The sequence below is a fragment of the Bacteroides sp. 41_26 genome (assembly GCF_949740115.1).
Taxonomy (GTDB): domain Bacteria; phylum Bacteroidota; class Bacteroidia; order Bacteroidales; family Bacteroidaceae; genus Bacteroides; species Bacteroides nordii.
In genome coordinates this window covers 33,110-55,713 of sequence record NZ_CATJGZ010000061.1, presented here as the reverse complement: position 1 = coordinate 55,713, position 22,604 = coordinate 33,110, and the positions used below count along the sequence as shown (strand labels likewise).

At 40.1% G+C, this 22,604-nt stretch carries 19 protein-coding genes; 9 read left to right on the top strand and 10 right to left on the bottom strand.

Annotated elements, in window-relative coordinates; all coding sequences use genetic code 11:
- Positions 1-231: 231 nt before the first annotated feature.
- Complete coding sequence (locus QX565_RS07605; protein WP_289292258.1) at positions 232-2,172, bottom strand: LTA synthase family protein; 1,941 nt, start codon at positions 2,170-2,172, stop codon at positions 232-234.
- A 115-nt stretch (positions 2,173-2,287) separates the two neighbouring features.
- Here QX565_RS07605 and QX565_RS07600 point away from each other — a divergent pair, with 115 nt between their 5' ends.
- Positions 2,288-3,415 (top strand): glycosyltransferase family 4 protein, encoded by a 1,128-nt coding sequence (locus tag QX565_RS07600; RefSeq protein WP_289292256.1) that lies wholly within the window; start codon positions 2,288-2,290, stop codon positions 3,413-3,415.
- A gap of 5 nt (positions 3,416-3,420) precedes the next feature.
- On the opposite strand, the gene QX565_RS07595 is transcribed toward QX565_RS07600, so the two are convergent.
- The 6 genes from QX565_RS07595 to QX565_RS07570 all read right to left on the bottom strand — a co-directional run bounded on the left by QX565_RS07595 (position 3,421) and on the right by QX565_RS07570 (position 8,555).
- A complete protein-coding gene (locus QX565_RS07595; protein ID WP_289292255.1) occupies positions 3,421-4,326 on the bottom strand; it encodes a lysophospholipid acyltransferase family protein in 906 nt (301 codons plus the stop codon).
- 4 nt (positions 4,327-4,330) lie between these two features.
- On the bottom strand, positions 4,331-4,714 hold the full coding sequence (locus QX565_RS07590; RefSeq protein WP_221650665.1) for a GtrA family protein: 384 nt from the start codon (positions 4,712-4,714) through the stop codon (positions 4,331-4,333).
- A gap of 18 nt (positions 4,715-4,732) precedes the next feature.
- Positions 4,733-5,716 carry a glycosyltransferase family 2 protein gene (locus tag QX565_RS07585; protein WP_221650658.1) on the bottom strand — a complete coding sequence of 328 codons (984 nt, stop codon included), beginning with the start codon at positions 5,714-5,716 and terminating at the stop codon, positions 4,733-4,735.
- Between the two features lie 19 nt (positions 5,717-5,735).
- The gene (locus QX565_RS07580) at positions 5,736-6,773 is read right to left on the bottom strand and encodes a glycosyltransferase family 9 protein (protein WP_221650657.1); all 1,038 of its coding nucleotides are present in this window, start codon (positions 6,771-6,773) and stop codon (positions 5,736-5,738) included.
- A gap of 3 nt (positions 6,774-6,776) precedes the next feature.
- Positions 6,777-7,382 carry a DUF4254 domain-containing protein gene (locus QX565_RS07575; RefSeq protein ID WP_221650656.1) on the bottom strand — a complete coding sequence of 202 codons (606 nt, stop codon included), beginning with the start codon at positions 7,380-7,382 and terminating at the stop codon, positions 6,777-6,779.
- Between the two features lie 81 nt (positions 7,383-7,463).
- Entirely contained in the window at positions 7,464-8,555 is a 1,092-nt protein-coding gene (locus QX565_RS07570; RefSeq protein WP_221650655.1) for a glycosyltransferase family 4 protein, read from the bottom strand.
- Positions 8,556-8,677: 122 nt separating this feature from the next.
- Between QX565_RS07570 and pdxB the strand changes: the two genes are divergently transcribed.
- Together pdxB and QX565_RS07560 are read left to right on the top strand one after the other, a co-directional pair.
- Positions 8,678-9,730: a 4-phosphoerythronate dehydrogenase PdxB gene (gene pdxB, locus QX565_RS07565; protein WP_289292251.1), complete on the top strand. Its 1,053-nt coding sequence runs from the start codon at positions 8,678-8,680 to the stop codon at positions 9,728-9,730.
- Between the two features lie 236 nt (positions 9,731-9,966).
- On the top strand, positions 9,967-10,995 hold the full coding sequence (locus tag QX565_RS07560; protein WP_289292249.1) for an endonuclease/exonuclease/phosphatase family protein: 1,029 nt from the start codon (positions 9,967-9,969) through the stop codon (positions 10,993-10,995).
- Between the two features lie 357 nt (positions 10,996-11,352).
- On the opposite strand, the gene purN is transcribed toward QX565_RS07560, so the two are convergent.
- Positions 11,353-11,973, bottom strand: a complete 621-nt coding sequence (gene purN / locus QX565_RS07555) for a phosphoribosylglycinamide formyltransferase (protein WP_289292247.1) — start codon at positions 11,971-11,973, stop codon at positions 11,353-11,355.
- A 98-nt stretch (positions 11,974-12,071) separates the two neighbouring features.
- On the opposite strand from purN, the gene QX565_RS07550 reads away from it, so the two are divergent.
- From QX565_RS07550 to QX565_RS07535, 4 genes are read left to right on the top strand one after another with little or no spacing between them, the layout of a single operon-like run.
- Positions 12,072-12,308, top strand: coding sequence for an acyl carrier protein (locus QX565_RS07550; RefSeq protein ID WP_002558672.1), 237 nt, complete (start codon positions 12,072-12,074; stop codon positions 12,306-12,308).
- Positions 12,309-12,323: 15 nt separating this feature from the next.
- Complete coding sequence (gene fabF / locus QX565_RS07545) at positions 12,324-13,586, top strand: beta-ketoacyl-ACP synthase II (RefSeq protein ID WP_221650644.1); 1,263 nt, start codon at positions 12,324-12,326, stop codon at positions 13,584-13,586.
- A 4-nt stretch (positions 13,587-13,590) separates the two neighbouring features.
- Positions 13,591-14,490 carry a ribonuclease III gene (rnc, locus tag QX565_RS07540; protein ID WP_221650643.1) on the top strand — a complete coding sequence of 300 codons (900 nt, stop codon included), beginning with the start codon at positions 13,591-13,593 and terminating at the stop codon, positions 14,488-14,490.
- Positions 14,487-15,434 carry a glycosyltransferase family 10 domain-containing protein gene (locus QX565_RS07535; RefSeq protein WP_221650642.1) on the top strand — a complete coding sequence of 316 codons (948 nt, stop codon included), beginning with the start codon at positions 14,487-14,489 and terminating at the stop codon, positions 15,432-15,434. Before rnc ends, QX565_RS07535 begins: the two co-directional genes overlap by 4 nt.
- Before the next feature lie 5 nt (positions 15,435-15,439).
- Here the strand turns inward: QX565_RS07535 and QX565_RS07530 are convergent, their stop codons facing one another.
- Positions 15,440-16,453: an ATP-dependent 6-phosphofructokinase gene (locus QX565_RS07530; RefSeq protein ID WP_221650641.1), complete on the bottom strand. Its 1,014-nt coding sequence runs from the start codon at positions 16,451-16,453 to the stop codon at positions 15,440-15,442.
- A 136-nt stretch (positions 16,454-16,589) separates the two neighbouring features.
- Here QX565_RS07530 and QX565_RS07525 point away from each other — a divergent pair, with 136 nt between their 5' ends.
- Complete coding sequence (locus QX565_RS07525; protein ID WP_289292242.1) at positions 16,590-18,101, top strand: GH3 auxin-responsive promoter family protein; 1,512 nt, start codon at positions 16,590-16,592, stop codon at positions 18,099-18,101.
- 244 nt (positions 18,102-18,345) lie between these two features.
- Here QX565_RS07525 and mnmA read toward each other — a convergent pair whose 3' ends face one another.
- Positions 18,346-19,413: a tRNA 2-thiouridine(34) synthase MnmA gene (mnmA, locus tag QX565_RS07520; protein WP_221650663.1), complete on the bottom strand. Its 1,068-nt coding sequence runs from the start codon at positions 19,411-19,413 to the stop codon at positions 18,346-18,348.
- 54 nt (positions 19,414-19,467) lie between these two features.
- Between mnmA and QX565_RS07515 the strand changes: the two genes are divergently transcribed.
- The gene (locus QX565_RS07515; protein ID WP_289292240.1) at positions 19,468-22,515 is read left to right on the top strand and encodes a DEAD/DEAH box helicase; all 3,048 of its coding nucleotides are present in this window, start codon (positions 19,468-19,470) and stop codon (positions 22,513-22,515) included.
- The last annotated feature ends 89 nt before the right edge of the window (positions 22,516-22,604 follow it).

Genomic DNA, 22,604 nt, shown 5'->3' with positions numbered 1-22,604 from the left:
GAGGCTTTCTTGTTTACGAGACAATATTAAGAAATTTATTCTTATTAACGTTCATAAAGAACTATGTTTTCCATGGCAAAGATAATGGTAGAGGAAAAACGTCCCAATATACCATTCTGATTTTCAACAGATTACAATAGAACCAAAATGTATTCTTTTTTCCTTTACCAAAGGATCTATTTTTTATACAACCAAGAAGTCTTTTTGTTCTCCAATAATTACAAATATACTTTATTCACACACCAGCTTATCCGTATTCATCCTCGTCATATATTGCTGAATTATTGCCTTCAACTCTGATTCCATAGAAGATTGTATTTCGAGCAAAGTACCTAACAAATTATGTTCCAGCAAACGATCTGAAACAAAGTCATACAGGGCAACCGGCTCTTTACCATCAAACTGAAGTAGATAATGACCTTTATGATATTGATAAACACCGCCTATATAGTTCACTGCAGAAGTCTGATCGGCGGGAGTAGTGAGCAAATCACATCCGAAAGAAATGTAAGGCTTGTCATATCCCAAATATCCCAATACAGTGGGCATTATATCTATTTGTTGGGCTATAGCATCGATATGCCCTTTCAATGTACTACCCGGCTGATAAAAAATGACGGGTACAGCAAATGTGCCGCTTTCAGTCATATATTCGGGATGTTCCGTTTGATTGGTATGATCGGCTGTGATCACAAACAATGTATTATTGAACCAAGGCTCATGAGAAGCTCTCTCGAAAAAACGTTTCAACGCATAATCCGAATAGCCAATACACTGATGAATAGGCAATGTCCCTTTGGGAAACTTACCCGCATATCGTTTGGGTATTACAAACGGATGATGGGAAGAAGCACTAAAAAGAGCAGCTGCAAAAGGTTGACGGAAAGAAGAAAGTTCATCTGCAAAAAACTGGAAAAACTCTTCGTCCCAGATAGCCCATCGACCGTCAAAATCGTCATCATTGTTATATTCTGTACGCCCGTAATAATCCTGAAAACCTGTAGCTCGCGAGAAAGCTTCAAAGCCCATTGAACCATTTTCGGCACCATGGAAAAAAGCAGTATAGTATCCCTTTTTACGTAACTCACCCCCAATACCGGATACTTTATTCATTGAAGCCGGTGTCAGAAAAAAGGGTTCTACAAACATAGGAATACCGGACAATACGGAAGGCATCCCATCAATACTTTTGTGCCCGTTGGCAAAAGAATATTCAAATGTGAGGCTCTCTGAAATCAATGAATCCAGGAACGGGGTATATCCCTTATAAGCTCCCCCATCCAAATCTTTATTTAAAGCACCAATGTATTCCTTTCCGAAACTCTCCATGATAAATACCACCACATTCAGCGGACGGAACTGCACACTATCCGCCGGAGTATGGACAGGTGTATAAACGGCCTCCATCGCAGCCTCATCTTTATAATAGGCAGGTACTACAAACGGCTTTTTACCAATAGTACGTATCATCGCAAAAGGAGTATTAAGCACCAGCCCTGTCTCAATGGGACGATTGACATATTGGTTGGCATTACTAACCGTAATAGGTCGCACAGCAGCTCCGATACCACCACGCATACCAAATATGCAAAAAGGTATGACAGCAACAAGACAAACCAACTGCATTCCATAATAACTCCACGGATTCAGATTCTCTGATTTTCCCAAAGGCTTTCTGTATAACTTAAACATACCATAAATCAACACAACAGCCAGCAAAGTCAGATACCAATGATTCAGCAACTCTACTCCGATAATGCCTGCTATGTTATTCTCATTACTGAATTCATTGAAAACGGAAGCAGTGGTCCGGCGATTGGTAAACTGAAAATAGACCGTATCCATCAGATTCATAATCAGGGCAATACTATTGGTAAAGACAAAAACGCCTTTTGTCACTTGCTGATAGCGTTTATATTCTTTATAGTGTAATGGGAAAAACATCAGAAGAATGTACAAAGCATTGATATAAACGATAGCAGACGTATCAAAAACCAGTCCCCCTTTAAGTATTGTCATTAATTCAGCGCCTGTCAATTCTGAATAATAAGAGTAATTGACCCACAAAAAAACAAACCGACAAATCATAAAAAGAAGATAGGACAGCGCCAGATTACATAGTGCAGCAAGCACCACTCGTATATAAGGAAGGAAAGAAAGAGATCGTTTCATATTAATGTAATATCAAGTATAACAGCGACAAAATTAATATATTTAATTGGTTCTGCCATTAAAATACCCAAAAACACTTACCTTTGCAACCTATAAACCAGAAATTATAAAACGAATGAAAATAGCTTTTGATGCCAAAAGAGCAGCACAAAACCGCACAGGTCTCGGCAATTACAGCCGCTTTGTTATTGAAGGCTTAAGCCGTTACTACCCTGAAAACAAATACCTGTTGTACACTCCCAATGAACGAAAAGCAAAGTTATTGGGTAATTTGTCACAGCAAGAGAATTGTGTTGTCTGTTATCCAGATAAAGCGATCTGGAAAAATCTACCTTCATTGTGGCGTGTCAGCGGTATCAAAGGACAGCTGCAAAACGATCATCCGGCTATTTTCCACGGGCTTAGTAATGAACTCCCTTTAGGGATCGAACGGTTGAAAGAAATCAAAAGTATCGTTACGATTCATGACTTGATTTTCCTTCGCTATCCTAACTTCTATTCATATATAGACCGCAACATATATACTTATAAATTTCGCCGGGCCTGCCAGATAGCCAACAGTATTATCGCTGTAAGCGAATGTACCAAAAGAGACATTATACACTATTTTGATATTCCGGCAGAAAAAATAAAAGTTATTTATCAAGGATGTGATGAAAGTTTTCTCCACCCGGCAGACTCCGGTTTGAAAGAAGAAGCACGCAAACAATACGGGCTTCCGGAAAAATATCTTTTATATGTGGGAAGTATTGAAAGCCGCAAAAACCTGTTGTTAATAGCTAAGGCTCTTACAAAAGCTTCTTGTGACCTCCCTTTGGTAGCGATAGGAAAACATACCCCTTATGCGGATACCGTTCTTCAGTATGCGCGGGAGAACGGACTGTCGAATCGGCTTCTAATGTTGCACAACGTTTCGTTCCGTTATTTCCCTGCTATCTACCAGATGGCCTCTCTATTTATCTATCCAAGTTTTTTTGAGGGATTCGGTATTCCCATTCTGGAAGCATTAAACAGTAAAATTCCTGTAATCGGAGCTACAGGTTCTTGCCTGGAAGAAGCAGGTGGAAACCATTCCATCTACATAAATCCCGAAAATGAACAGGAACTTGCCGATGCCATAGATCGAGTCATGGCAAATCCCACCTTACAACAGGAAATGATTGAAAAAGGAACAGAGTATGCTGCTCGTTTCGGACAAGAGACATTAACCCGGCAAATGATGGAACATTACCTCTCGCTGTAAAATTATTATTTCTGATTTCTTCTCAGATATTCTTCGTAGGTTCTTTTCCACCGATTATGACTCCACAGCCAATACTGAGGAGCTCGCTGAATAGTCGCCTCCAGGCGCCGGGCATAATCAACCGTTATTTCATAATTCGGGAAGGATTTGGGTTGATCGGTCATCAGGATAAACTCTGCATGATAATACCCTCTTCTTACTCTTTGTACATCTATATACACTACTACAGCATCGGTTGCTTTAGCAATGCCTTCTGCACCAACAAAGAATGAGGACTTATGATTCAGAAAATCAGTCCACATATTCACAAAATTCCAGTTGGGAGACTGATCGGATATAAAGCCAATGATGAAACGTTTATTCTGCTGTTTATAACGTACCAATTGACGTAAAGCCATGAACATCTCTATATTAACTGCACGAAAACGACTTCGCATTCGCAGGAATAGCTGATCAAAAGCCGGACTTTCCAATCGGTGATAAATCTGTCCTACCACAAGGTCTTTATCAATATCTAAATGTAAAGGTAAAGAAGCCACCCACTCCCAATTACAATAGTGGCCCAGATAAGCGACACAATCTCTATCCTTTATAAATTCATTTATCTTTTCCACACCACCAAAAGTCATCCGCCTGCGTATCTGCTTTTCGCTCATAGAAAACAGCTTAATCGTTTCCACCATATAATCACAAAAATAATGATAGAATGCTTTCTCTATTCTTTGTATCTCCCCCAACTCCTTTTCAGGGAAAGATTCAATCAGATTTTTCCGAACAATCTTCCTGCGATAACGAACACAATAATAAAGTGGAAAATACAATAAGTCAGAGAATATATAGAGAAATCGCAACGGTAATAAAGAAGCAACAAACCAAAAGAAAAAAACAAAATAATATAAAACAGTTTTCATACTCTCACTTATTTTTATGCTTAAAAACCCAACGAAGTAATAAAAAATTTATTGGAACTGCAATAGCCAAAACTAAAACAGGAGCCAACACCTTTGAAATTCCTAAATACAAGAAAAGGTTCAGAAAAGACAAATGAATCAAATAGTTAACCAGATGGCTTCCTCCAAAACCCAAGGCCTTCCTGATAGAAGGTGAACTATGGAAAGTAAGATACGAAGTGAGAAAGAAATTACATATCAAGCTAATCAAATATCCCACTGTATAGGCAACATTTACATTAATCCTTGTTTGTAACAGATAATAAACCCCATAATGTAAACCCGAAGCTAATACCCCGACCACACAAAACCGAATAAATTCGTATCGCTTTTCTCTTGATTTCAACATTCCTTCCATTATCTTACCTTAGTCGTGCACAGTCTTCGCATCCGGATTCTCCGTATCTTCATTATTCAATAAAACAGATTCAATATTATAACGGGGTCTATCTTTCACCTCAATATATATTTTCCCAATATATTCGCCCACAACTCCAAGGCTAATCAAAATTACAGCTCCCACAAACCAGACTGAAAGCATCAGTGAAGTCCACCCCGGAACAACATGACCAATCCAGAGTGAATGTAAGATATAGACCAATACTCCCACAGTTATTAATAGAAACAGTAGTCCTGCCAGAAGGATCATTCTCACCGGTCTCACAGAAAAGGAGGTAATGCCGTCTATCGCGAAGTTCAGCATTTTACTAAAGGGATATTTAGATTCTCCTGCAAATCGCTCAACCCGGTCATAATATACAGAAGCCGTATTATAACCGATTAATGGCACAATGCCTCTAAGAAAAAGATTTCTTTCACGAAACTTACACAACTGTTCAATGGCTCTCTTGCTCATTAGACGATAGTCAGCATGATTATAAACCGACTTTATCCCCATAGCACGCATGAACTTATAAAAGCTTAAAGCTGTAAAACGTTTAAAGAAAGTATCAGAGGTTCTGCTTTTACGTACGCCATAAACGATATCAAATCCTTCTTTATATTTAATGACCATTTCTTCTATAACAGCAGTATCATCCTGCAAGTCGGCATCAATAGAAATGACTATATCGCAAAATCTTCCGGCAACAGTAAGCCCCGCCATTAATGCATTCTGATGTCCTACATTACTGGCTAAATTGACCCCACAAATAGATTTATTATTTGAATGAAGAGTTGAAATCAAAGACCATGTTCCATCTGTACTTCCATCATTTACGTAAAGAATAAAACTATTGGGCGTTATCAGTTTCCTGTTGACAAGCGCCTCCATCACCTTGGTCAAACGTTTGGTTGTTTCAACCAATACCGCTTCTTCTTTATAACAGGGAACAACAATGGCAAGTCTCATTTCTTCTTTACTTTTCCGGTTAATCAATCAACAGACCTTCCACTTTACTTATTATCTGCTCTGGTTTAATATTTCTCATACAAGCATAATCCCCGCGAAAACAAGGTTTCTGCCCATATACCGAACAGGGACGGCAAGATAAATCAAGCTGTACTGTATTGATTGGCAACTGTTTCCAGCCCATAAAACCAGCGTAAGGATGAGTTGCTCCCCAAACGGAAACCACCGGAGTATTTACCAGCGAAGCCAAATGCATATTAGCCGAATCCATAGAAAGCATTACATCCAGGTGGCTCATCAGATTCAGCTCCGTATTCATATTTAATTTACCGATCATAGACGTCACAGATGGGTACTTTGACATCCATGAATCAAATACATTCTGTTCTCTCATTCCACCGCCAAACAGAAACACTTTAACATCCGGACGTTGAGCGAAATGGGCGACCACTTTCTCTTGTAATTCTATAGGATATATTTTTCCTTCATGCTTGGCAAAAGGAGCAATACCAATCCATTTTATCCCTTTCTCTTTGGCTCCGGTTACAGGTTCTATTAAAGAGAAATCTCCTTTTCCTTCGCCATAGACAGAAGTAAAATTCAACAAGACCGGGAAACCCAACTCCTCCAATACATCTGCATAGTGCCTGAAAGAGCTTTTCTGATTCTCCAATACCTTGTTATGGCGCCGTACTAATTTCTTTTTCCCTTTTCGACCTTTATCAATAAATGCTACCGGAACTCCGGACATTCTAAACCTTAAACGGATATATTTCGTACGCAGCACATTATGAAAATCAGCCACATAGTCGAAATGAAGTTTTTTCAACTCCGAATAAAGTATATTCAATCCCCAGAATCCTTTGTGCTTACCGGTAAGATCTGCGCTTATAAAGTGTACATTGGATGGTAGACCTTGAAAAAGAGGCTGTAGCACCCCACGACTTAACACAGTAATTTCATGCTGAGGATACTGGGCTGCCAACGAATAGACTACCGGAATAGTCATGGCAACATCACCAAGTGCTGAGAATCGAATTATAAGAATACGGGCCATCGTTTATTTTTTAGCATAAAGTACCGGATTCAAAGCCGGATCATTATACATCTTCATCTGCTTATATACCTTCATGTATTTTCTGCCGGCCTCAATATCAGTCAACAATTGGTCAATAGCCGTTGACAGATCTTTCTGTTGTTCCAACAGAATAGAAAGTTTGGCCAGACATTGGTCATGATGTTCTTTCGTTGTATCCGTACGGTCTACTTCCTGCTGCATATGATAGATTTTCAAGGCAAGGATAGAGAGACGGTCAACAGCCCAAGCGGGACTTTCCGTATTAATCGTAGCGTTCGGCAGAGAAACTACATCTTTATATTTATCAAGGAAATAACTGTCAATCAATTCCACCAGATCCGTACGATCCTGATTGGACTTGTCAATTCTGCGTTTCAACTTCAATGCTTCTACCGGGTCAATCTGAGGATCACGGATTATATCTTCAAAATGCCATTGCACAGCATCAATCCAGTTCTTTAAATACAAATAATATTCAATCGATTTCAACTCGTATGGGTTATTCATCGGAGCATCCACACTATCTGTAATATGATAATCGCTGGTCGATTTCCCAAAAATGTCATTGCAAAGGTTACTAAATGTCATAATTATAATCATTTTAATGAATGTACAATAAGACAAAGCTAAAGAATTTTTCTCAGACGAACAATCCTTTCTTACTTTTAATTATACATCCATACTATAAACACGCATTATAGCTTCGTAAAACTTATCATAAGCCAGCTCTTTCTCAAAATATTTTTTAGCCTGATCGCCCAAACGATTACGCGTTTCAGCATCCAAGATCAATGATGACAAAGCCTGGGACAAAGCATCAACATCGCCTGGTGTCACTAACCATCCATTGTTTCCATGCTTAATAAACTCTACTTGTGCCCCATTATCCGTTGTTATAATACATTTTCCCGCCTGCATAAATTCTATGGCAGTCAATCCGAAAGCCTCTTTACACAAAGAAGGGGCAACTCCGATATCAGCATCTGCAATAAGTGCACGCACTTTATCCGAGTGTCCCAGAAATGCAACTTTATCAGCCAGCCCCTCTGAAACCACAAGTGCCTTCAATCGCTCAATAAAGTCATCCTTGCCCTTACCTATGATTACTGAGAAGAAATTAAGATGGTGAAGTTTGCCTAATGCTGTAATCAACTGAAGTATCCCTTTCGCCGGAACGACCCTCCCGACAAAAACAATCAGCGGACACTCTTTAGGAATATGAAATCTCTCACGAAGGGTTTCTGACTTATCTATAGGTTCTATATAGGGAGGAATACTGTTATGAACAACAATACTGCGTTCTTTAGGGAAACCGGGAACTGAGCCCAAAAATGTTTGTTCACCGAGTCGTGATACAAACACAATACGATTTATATGCCGATAGGCCCAAAGATAGAGAGGATTATTTTTCCCTTTTTTAATAAGATGCCTCGTGAGAACTATTTTTGCTTTACTCCCGGAAATACGTTTGGCAAGGATAACAGTAAACATTTCTTTGAAGCAATGGATATGTATAATATCCGTAGGATGTTTTTTTAAATACTTGCTTAACCGGATAACCGAGTAAAAATCTATAATTCCTTTGAAAGGTAACTGGTAATACTCCCCATCGATTCCTGCAACTCTCTGAGCTATAACAGAGCTTTTCCGTGAGAAAAAGGTGACAGCATGCCTGTGATTCGTAGAAGCTACAGCCAAGTCATATATATATTGTTCACCTCCTCCCCAAACAGGAGATGCAAAAATCTGAATGATATTCATATTTATTTCTATCTTACAGCTTTATAGCGAGTCGTCTTTGCCATCAGGCAGTAGTTTTTTACCTATCAAGTCCCGACAAAGATACTATTTTTTTTGTATTTTTGCCAAAAATGAAAAATGATATGAAAATTATTATAGATGACAAGATTCCTTATATACAAGAGGCTATCAAAGAAATTGCAGAGGAAGTTGTTTATATACCAGGAAAAGACTTTACACCAAAACTCATACACGATGCTGACGCACTAATTATCCGCACAAGAACTCATTGTAACCGCGAACTGCTGGAAGGTAGTCAGGTTAAGTTTATTGCAACTGCAACCATCGGGTTCGATCACATTGATACAGAATACTGTCGTACAGCCGGCATTACCTGGGCCAATGCTCCCGGATGTAATTCTGCTTCTGTAGCACAATACATTGAATCCGTACTCTCGTTGCTGAAGATCACCAAAGGTAAAAATCTTAATGAAATGTGTATAGGCATTGTAGGAGTTGGAAATGTAGGAAGTAAAATAATTGAAGTAGCAAAGACACAAGGGATGCGCATATTGCTGAATGACCTTCCCAAAGAAGAACAAGAAGGGAATGCTGAATTTTGTTCTTTAGAACAAATAGCGCAAGAATGTGACATAATAACTTTCCATGTGCCTCTATACAAAGACGGAAAATACAAAACCTACCATTTGGCAAACGAATCATTCTTCCGTACTCTCAAACGCAAACCCATAATTATCAACACTTCCCGTGGAGAAGTTATTGAAACAAAAGCATTGCTGGAAGCCCTACAAAAAGGAGTCATTTCTGAAGCAATCATTGATGTATGGGAAAATGAACCCACTATTAATCTTGAGTTATTGAATAAAGTAATAATAGGAACCCCTCACATCGCAGGATATTCAGCAGATGGAAAAGCAAATGCAACACGGATGTCATTGGACGCTCTCTGCCGGCATTTCGATATAAAAGCCAACTATACCATCACGCCTATGCAACCCCAAAACACATTCATACAAGCTGCAACTTTAGAGGAAGCTTTACTAAAAATATACGATCCACGCCAAGATAGTAACCGATTAAAATCACATCCTGAACAGTTTGAACAACTTCGGGGAGACTATCCTCTAAGAAGAGAAAAAGAGGCGTATATTATATCAGTTGAAGTGCCGGAATAAAATACGTATTTAACTTGGTGTTAATTAGTATACTTTATAGGTAAAAAGTACGTACTTTTACAGGTATAAAGTACGTACTTCTGTAAACATCAAAATGGTAGTTAAGACACTATGTTAATAAAGTTATAGGATTATGATGTTATAGGGCACAGAATAATTATATAATTGATTTTAAAACAACTATTCACCACATTTTATAAATTTGGAAATTACAATTTATTTATCTTTTAAATATCATGAAAAAACTTTTTTTACTTGCTTTTCTCCTTCTGAGCACTCTATCTGCAAACAGTAAGAAAGCCGGAGAATTTACTGTTTTACAATGGAATGTCTGGCAAGAAGGAACATCTGTACCAGGGGGTTACGACGCTATCATTAATGAAATTGTCCGTTTAAAACCAGACTTTGTCACCTTTAGCGAGGTCAGAAACTATAACAAAAGCAATTTTAGTGCCCGCATTCTGTCTTCCTTGCGAGAAAAGGGATTGACTTACTACTCTTTTTATAGCTATGACACCGGCTTATTGAGTAAACATCCCATCACAGATTCTCTGACAGTTTTTCCCGAGAATGGAGATCATGGTAGTATCTACCGACTATTGGCCACCGTCAACGGACACAAGGTAGCCGTATACACAGCCCACCTTGATTATCTGGATTGTGCATACTACAATGTACGCGGATATGACGGTTCTACCTGGAAAGAAATTCCCAAACCTCAAACAGTGGAAGAAGTATTGAAAGTAAATACAGATTCGCAACGTGATGATGCCATCAAGCTATTCATTGACCAAGCCCATAAGGATATGACCAACGGATATAGCATTATTTTAGGAGGAGATTTCAATGAGCCCTCTCATCGTGACTGGTTGGAAACGAACAAGGATATGTACGACCATAATGGCATGGTTATCCCCTGGACAGTAACCACTCTACTTGAAGAGGCCGGATTCATTGACAGCTATCGTGAAATTTATCCTAATCCGCTTACACACCCCGGATTTACTTATCCTTCGGACAATCTGTTAATAGCCCCCGAAAAGTTAACCTGGGCACCGAAAGCAGACGAACGTGACCGGATCGACTTCATTTTTTATCAAGGGAAAGGGCTACAAGCAGAAAAAGCAATTATATTCGGCCCCAAAAGTTCCATTGTACGAAGTCAAAGAGTAAAGGAAACATCCAAAGATAAATTCCTCCTTCCTAAAGGAGTATGGCCTACCGATCACAAAGGATTACTGGTCACATTCCGTTTCACGGAATAAACAGAATAACAATCATATTATATATGCGAATCAATAGTTGGTTATTGAGTTCAACAGCAGAAACGAGTTAAATGGCTTTGTATTTTTTATGCCACACAGAGTAGTATTTATCTGATGAAACGCGGATTAACACAGAACGCAGATTAAAAGACTGTAGTTATTTATCATACATTTGTTTCCCTTTGCGAAAATCTGCGTTTCAATAAAGATTTAAACTCTGTGTTACTCTGTGGTGAGTTTTGCTCATTTCCGATCAAATATGAACAAAACTAATTCTTAACTGATTCCAACTACTGATTCGCATTATATAATAATGTATATAAAATAACTATGCTAAGCACCTCAATAGATATTTTTTCAACAACTCAAGAGTTTTTCTATTACCAGCGGATAACATTCATATTCCAAAGAATGCACTTTCTTTGCTACATCAGCAGATGAGTCTTCGGGCAATACCGGGCATTTTGCCTGAAAAATAGTATTGCCTTCATCATAGCGTTCATTTATATAATGTATAGTAATACCACTTTCTTTTTCTCCGGCAGCCACTACTGCTTCATGTACACGGTCGCCATACATCCCCTTCCCTCCGAACTTCGGAAGCAAAGCAGGATGTATATTTATGATTTTATCAGGATAAGCATGCAAAAGTATTTCAGGTACACGCACCAGAAATCCGGCCAGAACAATAAAATCAATATTATATTCACGCAATGAAAGCAAAATTTGCTCACCGGAACTCCAATCATCTTTAAAAAACACCCTGGAGGGCACTTTCAGACGGTTTGCACGTTCCAAAACATACGCATCACTCCTGTTAGAAAGTACCAATGCCACTCTAATTAAATCATTCTCCTGGAAATACCGGATGATGTTTTCGGCATTTGTGCCGGAACCGGAAGCAAAAATTGCGATGTTTTTCTTCATAACCAACCTATTCTCTGCACAAAACAGTGAAAAATGTGCAAAAGAATGCATTTATTTAATCAAATATTTGCGCAGAACGATAAATATTTATTCCTTTGCACCGCAAAATTAAAGAAATAAAACTAATTATTAATTAAAAACTTAAAGTTATGTCTGAAATTGCATCAAGAGTGAAAGCGATTATCGTTGATAAATTAGGCGTTGAAGAATCAGAAGTTACAACTGAAGCAAGCTTCACTAATGACCTGGGAGCTGATTCTCTTGACACTGTAGAACTTATCATGGAATTCGAAAAAGAATTCGGTATCTCTATTCCAGATGACCAAGCTGAAAAGATTGGTACTGTAGGTGACGCTGTATCTTATATCGAAGAACACGCTAAGTAATCGGATTTCATCAATATGGAATTAAAAAGAGTTGTAGTAACAGGCCTCGGCGCCATTACTCCCGTTGGCAATAGTGTACCCGAATTTTGGGAAAACCTGGTGAACGGGGTTAGTGGAGCAGGGCCTATTACTCATTTCGATGCTTCGCTATTCAAGACCCAATTTGCATGTGAAGTAAAAGGCTTCGATGCAACTAAATATATCGACCGCAAAGAAGCACGCAAAATGGACCTGTATACACAATATGCTGTAGCAGTAGCCAAAGAAGCAGTTGCTGACTCTGGTCTTGATGTCGAAAATGAAGATTTAAATAGAATCGGCGTTATTTTCGGTGCAGGTATCGGTGGTATTCGTACATTTGAAGAAGAAGTAAGTAGCTACGCTCTTCATCAGGAAAATGGTCCAAAGTTCAATCCGTTCTTTATTCCTAAGATGATTTCGGATATTGCTGCCGGACAGATTTCTATTATGTATGGTTTCCACGGTCCTAACTATGCAACATGTTCTGCATGTGCTACTTCTACTAATGCCATTGCCGATGCATTCAATCTTATCCGTCTGGGTAAAGCGAATGTAATCGTATCTGGTGGTTCGGAAGCTGCTATCGCTGCTGCCGGTGTAGGAGGTTTCAATGCAATGCATGCACTGTCTACCCGCAATGACTCCCCGGAAAGTGCATCCCGTCCGTTCAGCGCAAGCCGTGACGGATTCGTTATGGGTGAAGGTGGTGGTTGTCTTATTCTTGAAGAATTGGAACACGCCAAAGCACGTGGTGCGAAGATCTATGCAGAAGTTGCCGGTGTAGGTATGTCAGCTGATGCTCATCACCTCACAGCCTCACATCCGGAAGGATTAGGCGCTAAGTTAGTGATGTTGAACGCATTGGAAGATGCAGAAATGGATCCGAAAGAAGTTGATTACATCAACGTACACGGAACATCTACTCCTGTAGGTGATATCTCGGAAGCTAAAGCTATTAAAGAAGTATTTGGTGACCATGCATTTGAGTTGAATATCAGTTCAACCAAATCAATGACAGGCCATTTATTAGGTGCTGCCGGTGCGGTAGAATCTATTGCAAGTATTCTTGCTATCAAAAATGGTATTGTTCCTCCGACTATCAACCATGAAGAAGGTGACAATGACGAGAACATAGACTATAACCTTAATTTCACTTTCAACAAAGCACAGAAACGTGAAGTTAACGTTGCCTTGTCCAATACATTTGGATTCGGTGGTCATAACGCCTGTGTCATCTTCAAGAAATACGCAGAGTAAAGCCGTGCTACGAAATCAAATAGACAAGATAAGACTGCTGTTCTGTAAGGACAGAGAGTCTTATCTTTGTTTTTATAGAATACTTGGATTCTATCCTCGTAACATCCATCTCTACGAGCAAGCTCTTCTACACAAATCTACTTCTCTCCGTTCTGAAAAAGGACGCCCTTTAAATAATGAACGCCTGGAATTTTTGGGTGATGCTATTCTTGACGCCATTGTAGGAGATATCGTATATAAACACTTCGAGGGAAAAAGGGAAGGTTTCCTGACCAATACCCGTTCAAAAATCGTTCAACGCGAAACATTGAACAAACTGGCTGTACAAATCGGCCTTGACAAACTCATTAAATATTCCACCCGCTCTTCATCTCACAACAGTTATATGTACGGCAATGCCTTTGAAGCTTTTATCGGGGCCATCTATCTTGATCAGGGATACGAACGTTGTAAGTTATTTCTTGAAGAGAAAATAATACATCCGTATATTGATCTGGATAAATTGTCACGCAAAGAAGTAAACTTCAAATCTAAACTGATTGAATGGAGCCAGAAAAACAAGGTTGAAGTCTCTTTTGAACTTATAGAACAATTCTTCGACAAAGAAAGCAATCCTGTGTTCCAGACAGAAGTACATATTGAGGGCATACCTGCCGGAACCGGAACAGGCTATTCTAAAAAAGAGTCCCAACAAAATGCTGCACAAATGGCGCTAAAAAAAATAAAGACGCCTGAATTCATGGCAAGTATAGAAGAAGCCAAAATACAATCAACAGCAGCAGTAATAGAAACAGAAGAGGCGACAGCAGAAATACCAGAACAAGAACCAGAAATAATTACAGTAACAGAAAGTCTCACACAGAAAGAGCTCACCGAAGAGCATGAATTATCCGAAACAACATGAAAACTATAAAAGTAAAATTCGTTGATTTCTGGGAAAACTTTGATCCCCAACACAACTTCATAGCAGATATAATTTCTAAGAAATATCGGATTGAGCTTAGTGATACTCCTGATTATCTGTTCTTTTCAGTCTTTGGATATGAAAATATAGATTATCACAATTGTACTAAAATATTCTACTCCGGTGAAAACATCACGCCAGATTTCAATATCTGCGACTATGCCATTGGCTTTAACTTCCTATCATTCGGTGACAGATATATACGTATACCTTTTTACACAGCATATGGTGTACAGCAATTAGCAGCTCCCAAAGTGATAGTTCCCGAAGTGGTTCTTAACCGTAAATTCTGTAGTTTCGTAGTTTCTAATGCCAAAGGAGCTCCCGAAAGAGAACGTTTTTTCCAACTATTGTCAGAATACAAACAAGTGGATTCGGGAGGTCGCTATAAAAATAATGTAGGAGGTCCGGTTCCCGATAAAACTGCTTTTATCAAGGACTACAAATTCAATATTGCATTTGAAAATAGCATGTGTGACGGTTATACCACTGAAAAAATCATGGAGCCGATGCTTGTTAACTCCGTACCTATCTACTGGGGTAATAAACTTATTGACCGAGATTTCAACCCGGCTTCTTTTATCAATGTCTCCAGCTATTCTTCTTTGGAAGAAGCAGTAGAGCACATTGTCCGACTGGATCAGAATGATGATGAGTACCTTTCTCTATTATCTACTCCCTGGTTTAATAAGGAGAATTATCTAAACTGGGAAGAACAACTGATAACTTTCTTCGATAATATCTTCGAAAAGCCTCTATCCGAAAGCAGATATATTCCAACTCACGGATATATCCAAACTTATCAATACAGATTGCACCGCATGATGAGAGATAAATTATTTCGCAAACGGATCAATCCGCTGAAATGGTTTTCTTCGAAATGAGTATTTTATCCGAAACAGATTCCCATATGCCGTCCCTGAATCACCAGATCATGATCTTCTGTAACCAGCTTTAATTTCCCGGCTACCTCCTCCAAAGGAACAGATGAAATTTCATCACCTTTTAAGGATATCATACGTCCGAACTGTCCGTTGGCTATCAACTCTGTTGCATGTCCCCCCATACGTGTTGATAGATTGCGGTCGAAAGGAGTAGGCGAACCACCACGCTGGATATATCCTAAAACAGTTTCACGCGTTTCGATGCCTGTTTCATATTCTATTTCCTGCGCAATATACTCCGCAGCACGTTTGCGTCCATCAGTCTGGATGCCCTCTGCAACCACTACAATAGAGTAAGGTTTCCCTTTCTTCAGACGATTCAGGATCACCTCACCAATATTTTTTATATTATAAGGAATTTCGGGTAAAAGAATAATATCACCACCACCTGCCATCCCAGAGTATAGGGCAATCCAGCCGGCTTTATGTCCCATCACCTCAATTACCATCACACGTTTGTGTGAGCTGGCTGTAGAATGCAGACGGTCAATAGCATCCGTAGCGATGCTTACTGCAGAATCAAAGCCGAAGGAAATATCTGTCCCCCAGATATCATTGTCAATGGTTTTGGGCACAGAAACGATATTCAACCCCATAGCGGCAAATTTGGCAGCAGTTTTTTGTGTACCATTACCTCCGATACAAACCACACAATCAAGCTCTATCTCTTTTATGTTCTGCTCGATCAAAGCCGGTTTATTAACATTCTCGGCTACTACGCCTCCCTTTTTGAATGGTTTCTCACGGGAAGTCCCCAAAATGGTACCACCCATATTCAGCAAACCTGAAAGGGATTTATCGGTTATTAGTTCCACATCCTTAGTCAGAAGGCCCTGAAAACCACTGTGAATACCGACGACTTCCATACCATAGTAGTTTATGGCAGTTTTACACACGCCACGAATCGTAGCATTAATGCCGGGACAATCGCCCCCCGAAGTTAAAATACCAATTCTCATCGCCGTTTTTTGTTCTAAAGTTCGGAACTAATCTCCCGTCTTTTAACTTTTAACTATTATTTCCGTCGTAAAGATAGAAAAAAAAGATAAATAAGGTTACATTTGTAGGCTTAAACATTACCCATTTAAAAGAGAAATGAATATCACAAAGATTATAAAGCAGGCGTTCAATTCCCGTTTAAAAGAAATAGACCTCTATGCCAGTCAGGCTGGCGAGATACAGCACCGTGTTATGACACGTCTCGTCACCCAGGCCGCTAACACAGAATGGGGAAAGAAGTATGATTATAAATCTATCCGAAATTACGAAGACTTCAAAAATCGCATACCTGTACAGACCTACGAAGAGATAAAGCCCTACGTAGAGCGTCTTCGTGCAGGAGAACAGAATCTGCTCTGGCCTTCGGAAATTCGTTGGTTTGCCAAGTCTTCGGGAACCACCAACGATAAGAGTAAATTCCTTCCCGTAAGCAAAGAGGCCCTGCAAGACATTCACTACCGTGGAGGAAAAGATGCAGCTGCCCTCTACTTCCGGATAAATCCGGAAAGCCGTTTTTTTTCAGGAAAAGGATTAATTCTCGGCGGAAGCCATAGCCCTAACCTAAACTCCAACCACAGTCTTGTAGGCGATTTATCTGCCATCCTCATACAAAATGTAAGCCCTCTCATCAATCTGATACGTGTTCCCAGTAAGAAAATAGCTCTGATGAGTGAATGGGAAACCAAAATAGAAGCGATTGCCAACAGTACGATTCCTGCCAATGTGACTAACCTCTCCGGAGTACCGTCGTGGATGCTGGTATTAATTAAAAACATCCTTCAAAAGACAGGTAAAGAGTCATTGGAAGAAGTATGGCCCAATCTGGAAGTATTCTTCCATGGCGGCGTAGCTTTCAACCCTTATCGTGAGCAATACAAGCAGGTCATCCGATCTCCGAAGATGCATTACGTAGAAACTTATAACGCCTCAGAGGGATATTTCGGAACACAGAATGACCTCTCCGATCCCGCTATGCTGCTAATGATTGATTATGGAATATTCTATGAATTTATGCCTCTCGAAGAGGTTGGCAAAGAATTTCCGCGTACCTGTTGTCTGGAAGAAGTAGAACTGAACAAGAATTATGCAATGATAATCTCCACCTCCTGCGGATTATGGAGATACATGATCGGTGATACAGTAAAATTCACCAGTAAGAATCCTTATAAGTTCATCATTACCGGACGAACCAAACATTTCATCAATGCCTTTGGAGAAGAGTTAATAGTGGACAATGCAGAAAAGGGATTGATCAAAGCCTGTGCTATAACAGGAGCACAAGTAAGTGATTATTCCGCAGCACCGGTATTCATGGACGAGCACGCCAAGTGCCGCCACCAATGGTTGATAGAATTTGCAAAAATGCCCGATTCCATCGAGAATTTTGCTGCTATACTGGATACTACTCTCAAAGAAGTAAACTCTGATTATGAAGCAAAGCGCTGGAAGGATATCGCTTTGCAACCCTTGGAGGTTATCGTAGCCCGCAAAGGGTTATTCCATGATTGGTTGGCTAAAAAAGGCAAATTAGGTGGACAGCACAAGATCCCCCGGCTAAGCAATACGAGGGAATATATAGAAGAAATGCTGGAACTGAATAAAGCATAACAACATAGAGCTGCGTGCATCCGGGATGTACGCAGTTTTTGTATACGGCAAGCAATTCTTTTCCCGGTAAAGAGCAATGTTCGAGATGTACATGTGGTACAGCACAAGATGCACATGTCGTACTGTACGAGATGTACATGTCAGACAGTACGACATGCACATCTCGATCATCGTCCGGTTACGACATTCTATAAGTTCAATACATACCTATCTTGCAAAAGCCTTAGAAAAGTAACTGCCTCATCTATTTGGAGTCTACTATAATTCCCCCACCCAGCAATAAGCCATCTTTATAGAAAGCAGCAGCCTGACCAGGTGCAATGGCTGTAAGAGGTTCATACAAAAGTACATATAAGAGTCCTTTCTCTGTGATCTGCACCTTACAATGATTCTCTTGTTTCCGATAGCGAATCTTCACAATAATGTCTTCCGGGCCAATCAAGCGGGATTCATCCACAATATTCCAATCTTTCAGCCACATCTCTGTTTTAGCAAGAGCCTGCAATGAAGATAGTACCACTGTATTCTCCACCGGATGTATCTCTTTTACAAACACAGCACGATTCAAGTCGATACCTAATCCACGGCGTTGTCCGATAGTATAAAACGGATACCCCTCATGCCAGGCAATAAAATTGCCCTTTTCATCGAGGAACTTCCCTTTTTGAACCTTTGTAGTAGCAGAGGTATGACACAGATATTGTCTTAAAAAGCTTCGATAATCCATCGGACAAAAACAAACTCCCAGACTGTCTTTCTTGACCGCTGCCTTTTCAAAACCCCGTGCCGCAGCCAAGGTACGAGCTTCAGGCTTTGTCATCTCTCCCATCGGAAGTAACATGCGTTGCAATATTTCCTGTTTCAACCCCCACAAGAAGAATGACTGGTCTTTATCGGAATCAATAGCCGGAATAATATAATATTTTTCTTCCAAGAACATCTTTCGCACATAATGCCCGGTAGCAATATAAAAAATCCCCATTTCATCGGCTAACTCCGCTAATAAAGGCCATTTTAAATAATTGTTGCAAAGCGTACAAGGCACCGGGGTATGCCCTGACAGATACTCATCAATGAAATAAGTTATGATCTGTTCACGAAAAACTTCACGGGCATCATAAGTTATATGCTCAATGCCCAGACGACCTGCCAACGTACGGGCATCTTCCAGATATTCAACCGAGTCATTCAGTTCATAAAAGCGGAAAGTCACTCCAGTCACTTCATAGCCGGCTTCCTGTAGTAATATAGCGGCTACCGAACTATCGGTTCCACCGCTCATTCCCAACAACACACGTTTCTTTTGATCCATCATGCCGCAAAATTAAACAAATTCCCGTATCTTTACCCTTTCAAACTAAACAGAATGAGAGAATCATCATCACATAACCTATTCATCATTGTCCTTTCAGAACATCCGACATTAGGTACGCTCCTCCTCCCATACGTTGCCGAAAGTTCTTCTGAAAGAGAAGAACTCTGTTTAGTAGAACAAGCTTTCCACCTGTCTCCCAAGGCCATGGCACAAATGAGTAAAACAGAACAAAAGGCCATCGAAATAGCTTCACACTATACAGAGAAATATCTGATGACTGTCTACTCGAAGGATAAAACCGTTCCCAAATTCTTACGCCGATTGACCGAAGAACCGGAAAAATTGAGAAATATCCGCCTTTTCATCGAGAAGAAGTTACAGGAGATGATGGAATTGATACGTACCTATAACTTACCCTTATATCAAAAACAAAGCCGCAGCAAACTACTCTATCCACATCATGCATATCATATAAACAAAAGGGATGTAGAAGTTCACTTTTCATTTAAAGTCAACGAGCAGTCTTTCAATTATCAGTTGCAATGTTATAATGAAGGTAAAGCAATACCTCTTACTGAGTTAAAACCGGTCACTACTCTAACTTCTAATCCGGCTATATTATTACTGGGTATGGAAGTCTATATATTTCAACATATTGAGAGTTCGCGCCTCTTGCCATTCACCAGAAAAACGCACATCAGTGTAGATGCCTCGCTTACGGAGAAGTATATCGATAACATCCTCATTCCTGTAGCCCGTTATCATAATATCGATGTACAAGGATTAGAAATCAAAAAAGAAAAGAGGATATGCGAATGCTTGCTATATATAGAAGATACCATCTATAATACGCCACTCTTACGATTAAACTTCCGCTATGGAGACCAAGTATTCAGTTCGCAACCGGCTGACGGAATAAGGAGATTCATTTTTCGGGAAACACTGGAAGGGAAAAGTATCATACGTTATTTCAGGAGAACTCCCGATACTGAAAAGAAAGCAATACAATTGTTGCAGAATGCAGGACTGGAAGCAATCAGCGATTCACACTTCAAACTATCCGAAAACGTACCGGAAAAAAGTATCCACGAATGGATCGCTCATCACCATACAATGTTACAGGAATCATTCGTACTGACAAGTGGTATTCAAGACAGGCCGTATAGTCTGGATGAAATCCGGATTGAGCAAAGTTTTGATGACGGTCCGGATTGGTTTGAGCTCCACATCACAGCTGTCATCGGTGAGCTACGTATCCCTTTCAGCCGCTTTCGCAAGCACATTCTTGAAGACAGGCATGAATATACACTCCCCGACGGACGTATCATTTTACTTCCGGAAGAGTGGTTCACTAAGTACGCCAATCTGATGGAACTAGGTATGACACGCGGAAAAACAATTTATGTCAAGCACCCCTATATAGGAGTCGTTAGTTCTATTCTGGAAAGTAATACCCATAAAGACCCCCTTCCTCTTCAGCCTCAACAGGAATATCCAATCCCTAAAGGATTGAAAGCCCGGTTACGTCCTTACCAATATAAAGGATATGCATGGATGATGCACCTCTATGAGCAAGGATTCGGAGGTTGCCTTGCAGACGATATGGGTCTGGGAAAAACACTCCAGACACTCACCTTATTACAACAGATCTATAACGCTGACAGCAATAAGAGCTATCCGGCAGAAGGTGATAAAAGTGTTAATCCTTTACAAGAAAGTGTAATCAAAGTAAAGCAGGAGTGTAATTTCATGTTAAAAAAGGAGTCACACATTTCCGATGGAATGGGGCAATTTAGTCTTTTCGATGATTTAACAGCAGAAAATACGCTTCCTGGCTGTATAATTTCGGCAAGTAGTAGTAAGATCACCAGAAAACCGAGTACACTCATCGTTGTTCCTACCTCTCTGTTGCACAACTGGAAACGTGAGGCGACCCGTTTTACCAATCTGTCAATGGCAGAATTTAACAGTAACAGTTATTTTAAATCAGGGCACCCGGAACAGTTTTTCGACCGCTTTCAACTGATATTCGTATCATATGGTACCATGCGCAATAAAATAAATATTCTTCGTCAGTACAACTTTGAATACATCGTACTGGACGAAAGCCAGAATATAAAAAACAGCGACTCACTCACTTTCCGATGTGCCACCCAACTACGCAGCCATCGTAGACTGGTACTGACCGGTACACCTATCGAAAACTCACTAAAAGATTTATGGGCACAGTTTCACTTCCTTCAGCCGGAACTTTTGGGAAATGAGAGTGCGTTTACCAAACAATTCATCAACCCGATCAAGCAAGGAGACAGCCGTATGGAATTGCGCCTGCGCCAACTCATCACCCCATTCATCCTGCGCAGAAGTAAAAGGGAAGTTGCTCCCGAGTTACCACCACTCACGGAAGAAATCATCTACTGTGATATGGCCAAAAAGCAAAACGAAGTTTACCAACAGGAGAAAAACAGCCTGCGCAATACACTGTTGCAGCTTAATAAAAAACAGCACCAACAGTTCACTGTACTCAATGGCATCTCCCGGCTACGCCAATTGTCATGTCATCCCAGAATGATATTCCCCGAATCTAACACAGAATCGGGCAAACTGGAACAAATTATTGACATCTATGAAACTCTCTACAGTGAAGGGCACAAAGTGTTGATATTTTCATCTTTCGTAAAGCATCTGGAACTGATCGCTGAAGAATTCCGCAAACGTGGCTGGCAATACGCTCTCCTCACCGGTTCGTCCACCAATCGCCCGGAAGAAATAGCCCGCTTCTCTCAGACAGAGGAGATACGTGCTTTTCTCATCTCTCTCAAAGCCGGAGGAGTGGGACTCAATCTTACACAAGCGGACTATGTATTTATCGTTGATCCATGGTGGAATCCCGCAGCCGAAGCACAAGCCATTGCCCGCGCACATAGAATCGGGCAAGATAAGCAGGTCATTGCTTACCGTTTTATCACCAAAGACAGCATTGAAGAGAAAATCATCCGGTTACAAGAAGATAAACGTAAACTTGCCGAGACATTTATCACCGACAGCGAATCGATGCCTGTACTGACAGATCAGGAATGGATCGGGCTTCTGGAATGAACCAGACTTGTATTTTTTAACCGGACAGATAGACAAACTGTTCTATCTTGTGTAATATCTGACTTAATCGGAAAACAGGTAACCGCCTT

What these genes read in the sequence shown, in the direction of transcription:
- QX565_RS07595 (WP_289292255.1), bottom strand. Translation starts at nt 4,326, where the DNA reads ATGAAAACTGTTTTATATTATTTTGTTTTTTTCTTTTGGTTTGTTGCT.
- QX565_RS07585 (WP_221650658.1), bottom strand. Translation starts at nt 5,716, where the DNA reads ATGAGACTTGCCATTGTTGTTCCCTGTTATAAAGAAGAAGCGGTATTG.
- fabF (WP_221650644.1), top strand. Translation starts at nt 12,324, where the DNA reads ATGGAATTAAAAAGAGTTGTAGTAACAGGCCTCGGCGCCATTACTCCC.
- QX565_RS07515 (WP_289292240.1), top strand. Translation starts at nt 19,468, where the DNA reads ATGAGAGAATCATCATCACATAACCTATTCATCATTGTCCTTTCAGAA.
- QX565_RS07570 (WP_221650655.1), bottom strand. Translation starts at nt 8,555, where the DNA reads ATGAATATCATTCAGATTTTTGCATCTCCTGTTTGGGGAGGAGGTGAA.
- QX565_RS07590 (WP_221650665.1), bottom strand. Translation starts at nt 4,714, where the DNA reads ATGTTGAAATCAAGAGAAAAGCGATACGAATTTATTCGGTTTTGTGTG.
- QX565_RS07575 (WP_221650656.1), bottom strand. Translation starts at nt 7,382, where the DNA reads ATGACATTTAGTAACCTTTGCAATGACATTTTTGGGAAATCGACCAGC.
- pdxB (WP_289292251.1), top strand. Translation starts at nt 8,678, where the DNA reads ATGAAAATTATTATAGATGACAAGATTCCTTATATACAAGAGGCTATC.
- QX565_RS07600 (WP_289292256.1), top strand. Translation starts at nt 2,288, where the DNA reads ATGAAAATAGCTTTTGATGCCAAAAGAGCAGCACAAAACCGCACAGGT.
- QX565_RS07605 (WP_289292258.1), bottom strand. Translation starts at nt 2,172, where the DNA reads ATGAAACGATCTCTTTCTTTCCTTCCTTATATACGAGTGGTGCTTGCT.
- QX565_RS07550 (WP_002558672.1), top strand. Translation starts at nt 12,072, where the DNA reads ATGTCTGAAATTGCATCAAGAGTGAAAGCGATTATCGTTGATAAATTA.
- QX565_RS07525 (WP_289292242.1), top strand. Translation starts at nt 16,590, where the DNA reads ATGAATATCACAAAGATTATAAAGCAGGCGTTCAATTCCCGTTTAAAA.
- purN (WP_289292247.1), bottom strand. Translation starts at nt 11,973, where the DNA reads ATGCATTCTTTTGCACATTTTTCACTGTTTTGTGCAGAGAATAGGTTG.
- QX565_RS07535 (WP_221650642.1), top strand. Translation starts at nt 14,487, where the DNA reads ATGAAAACTATAAAAGTAAAATTCGTTGATTTCTGGGAAAACTTTGAT.
- QX565_RS07560 (WP_289292249.1), top strand. Translation starts at nt 9,967, where the DNA reads ATGAAAAAACTTTTTTTACTTGCTTTTCTCCTTCTGAGCACTCTATCT.
- QX565_RS07530 (WP_221650641.1), bottom strand. Translation starts at nt 16,453, where the DNA reads ATGAGAATTGGTATTTTAACTTCGGGGGGCGATTGTCCCGGCATTAAT.
- mnmA (WP_221650663.1), bottom strand. Translation starts at nt 19,413, where the DNA reads ATGGATCAAAAGAAACGTGTGTTGTTGGGAATGAGCGGTGGAACCGAT.
- QX565_RS07580 (WP_221650657.1), bottom strand. Translation starts at nt 6,773, where the DNA reads ATGGCCCGTATTCTTATAATTCGATTCTCAGCACTTGGTGATGTTGCC.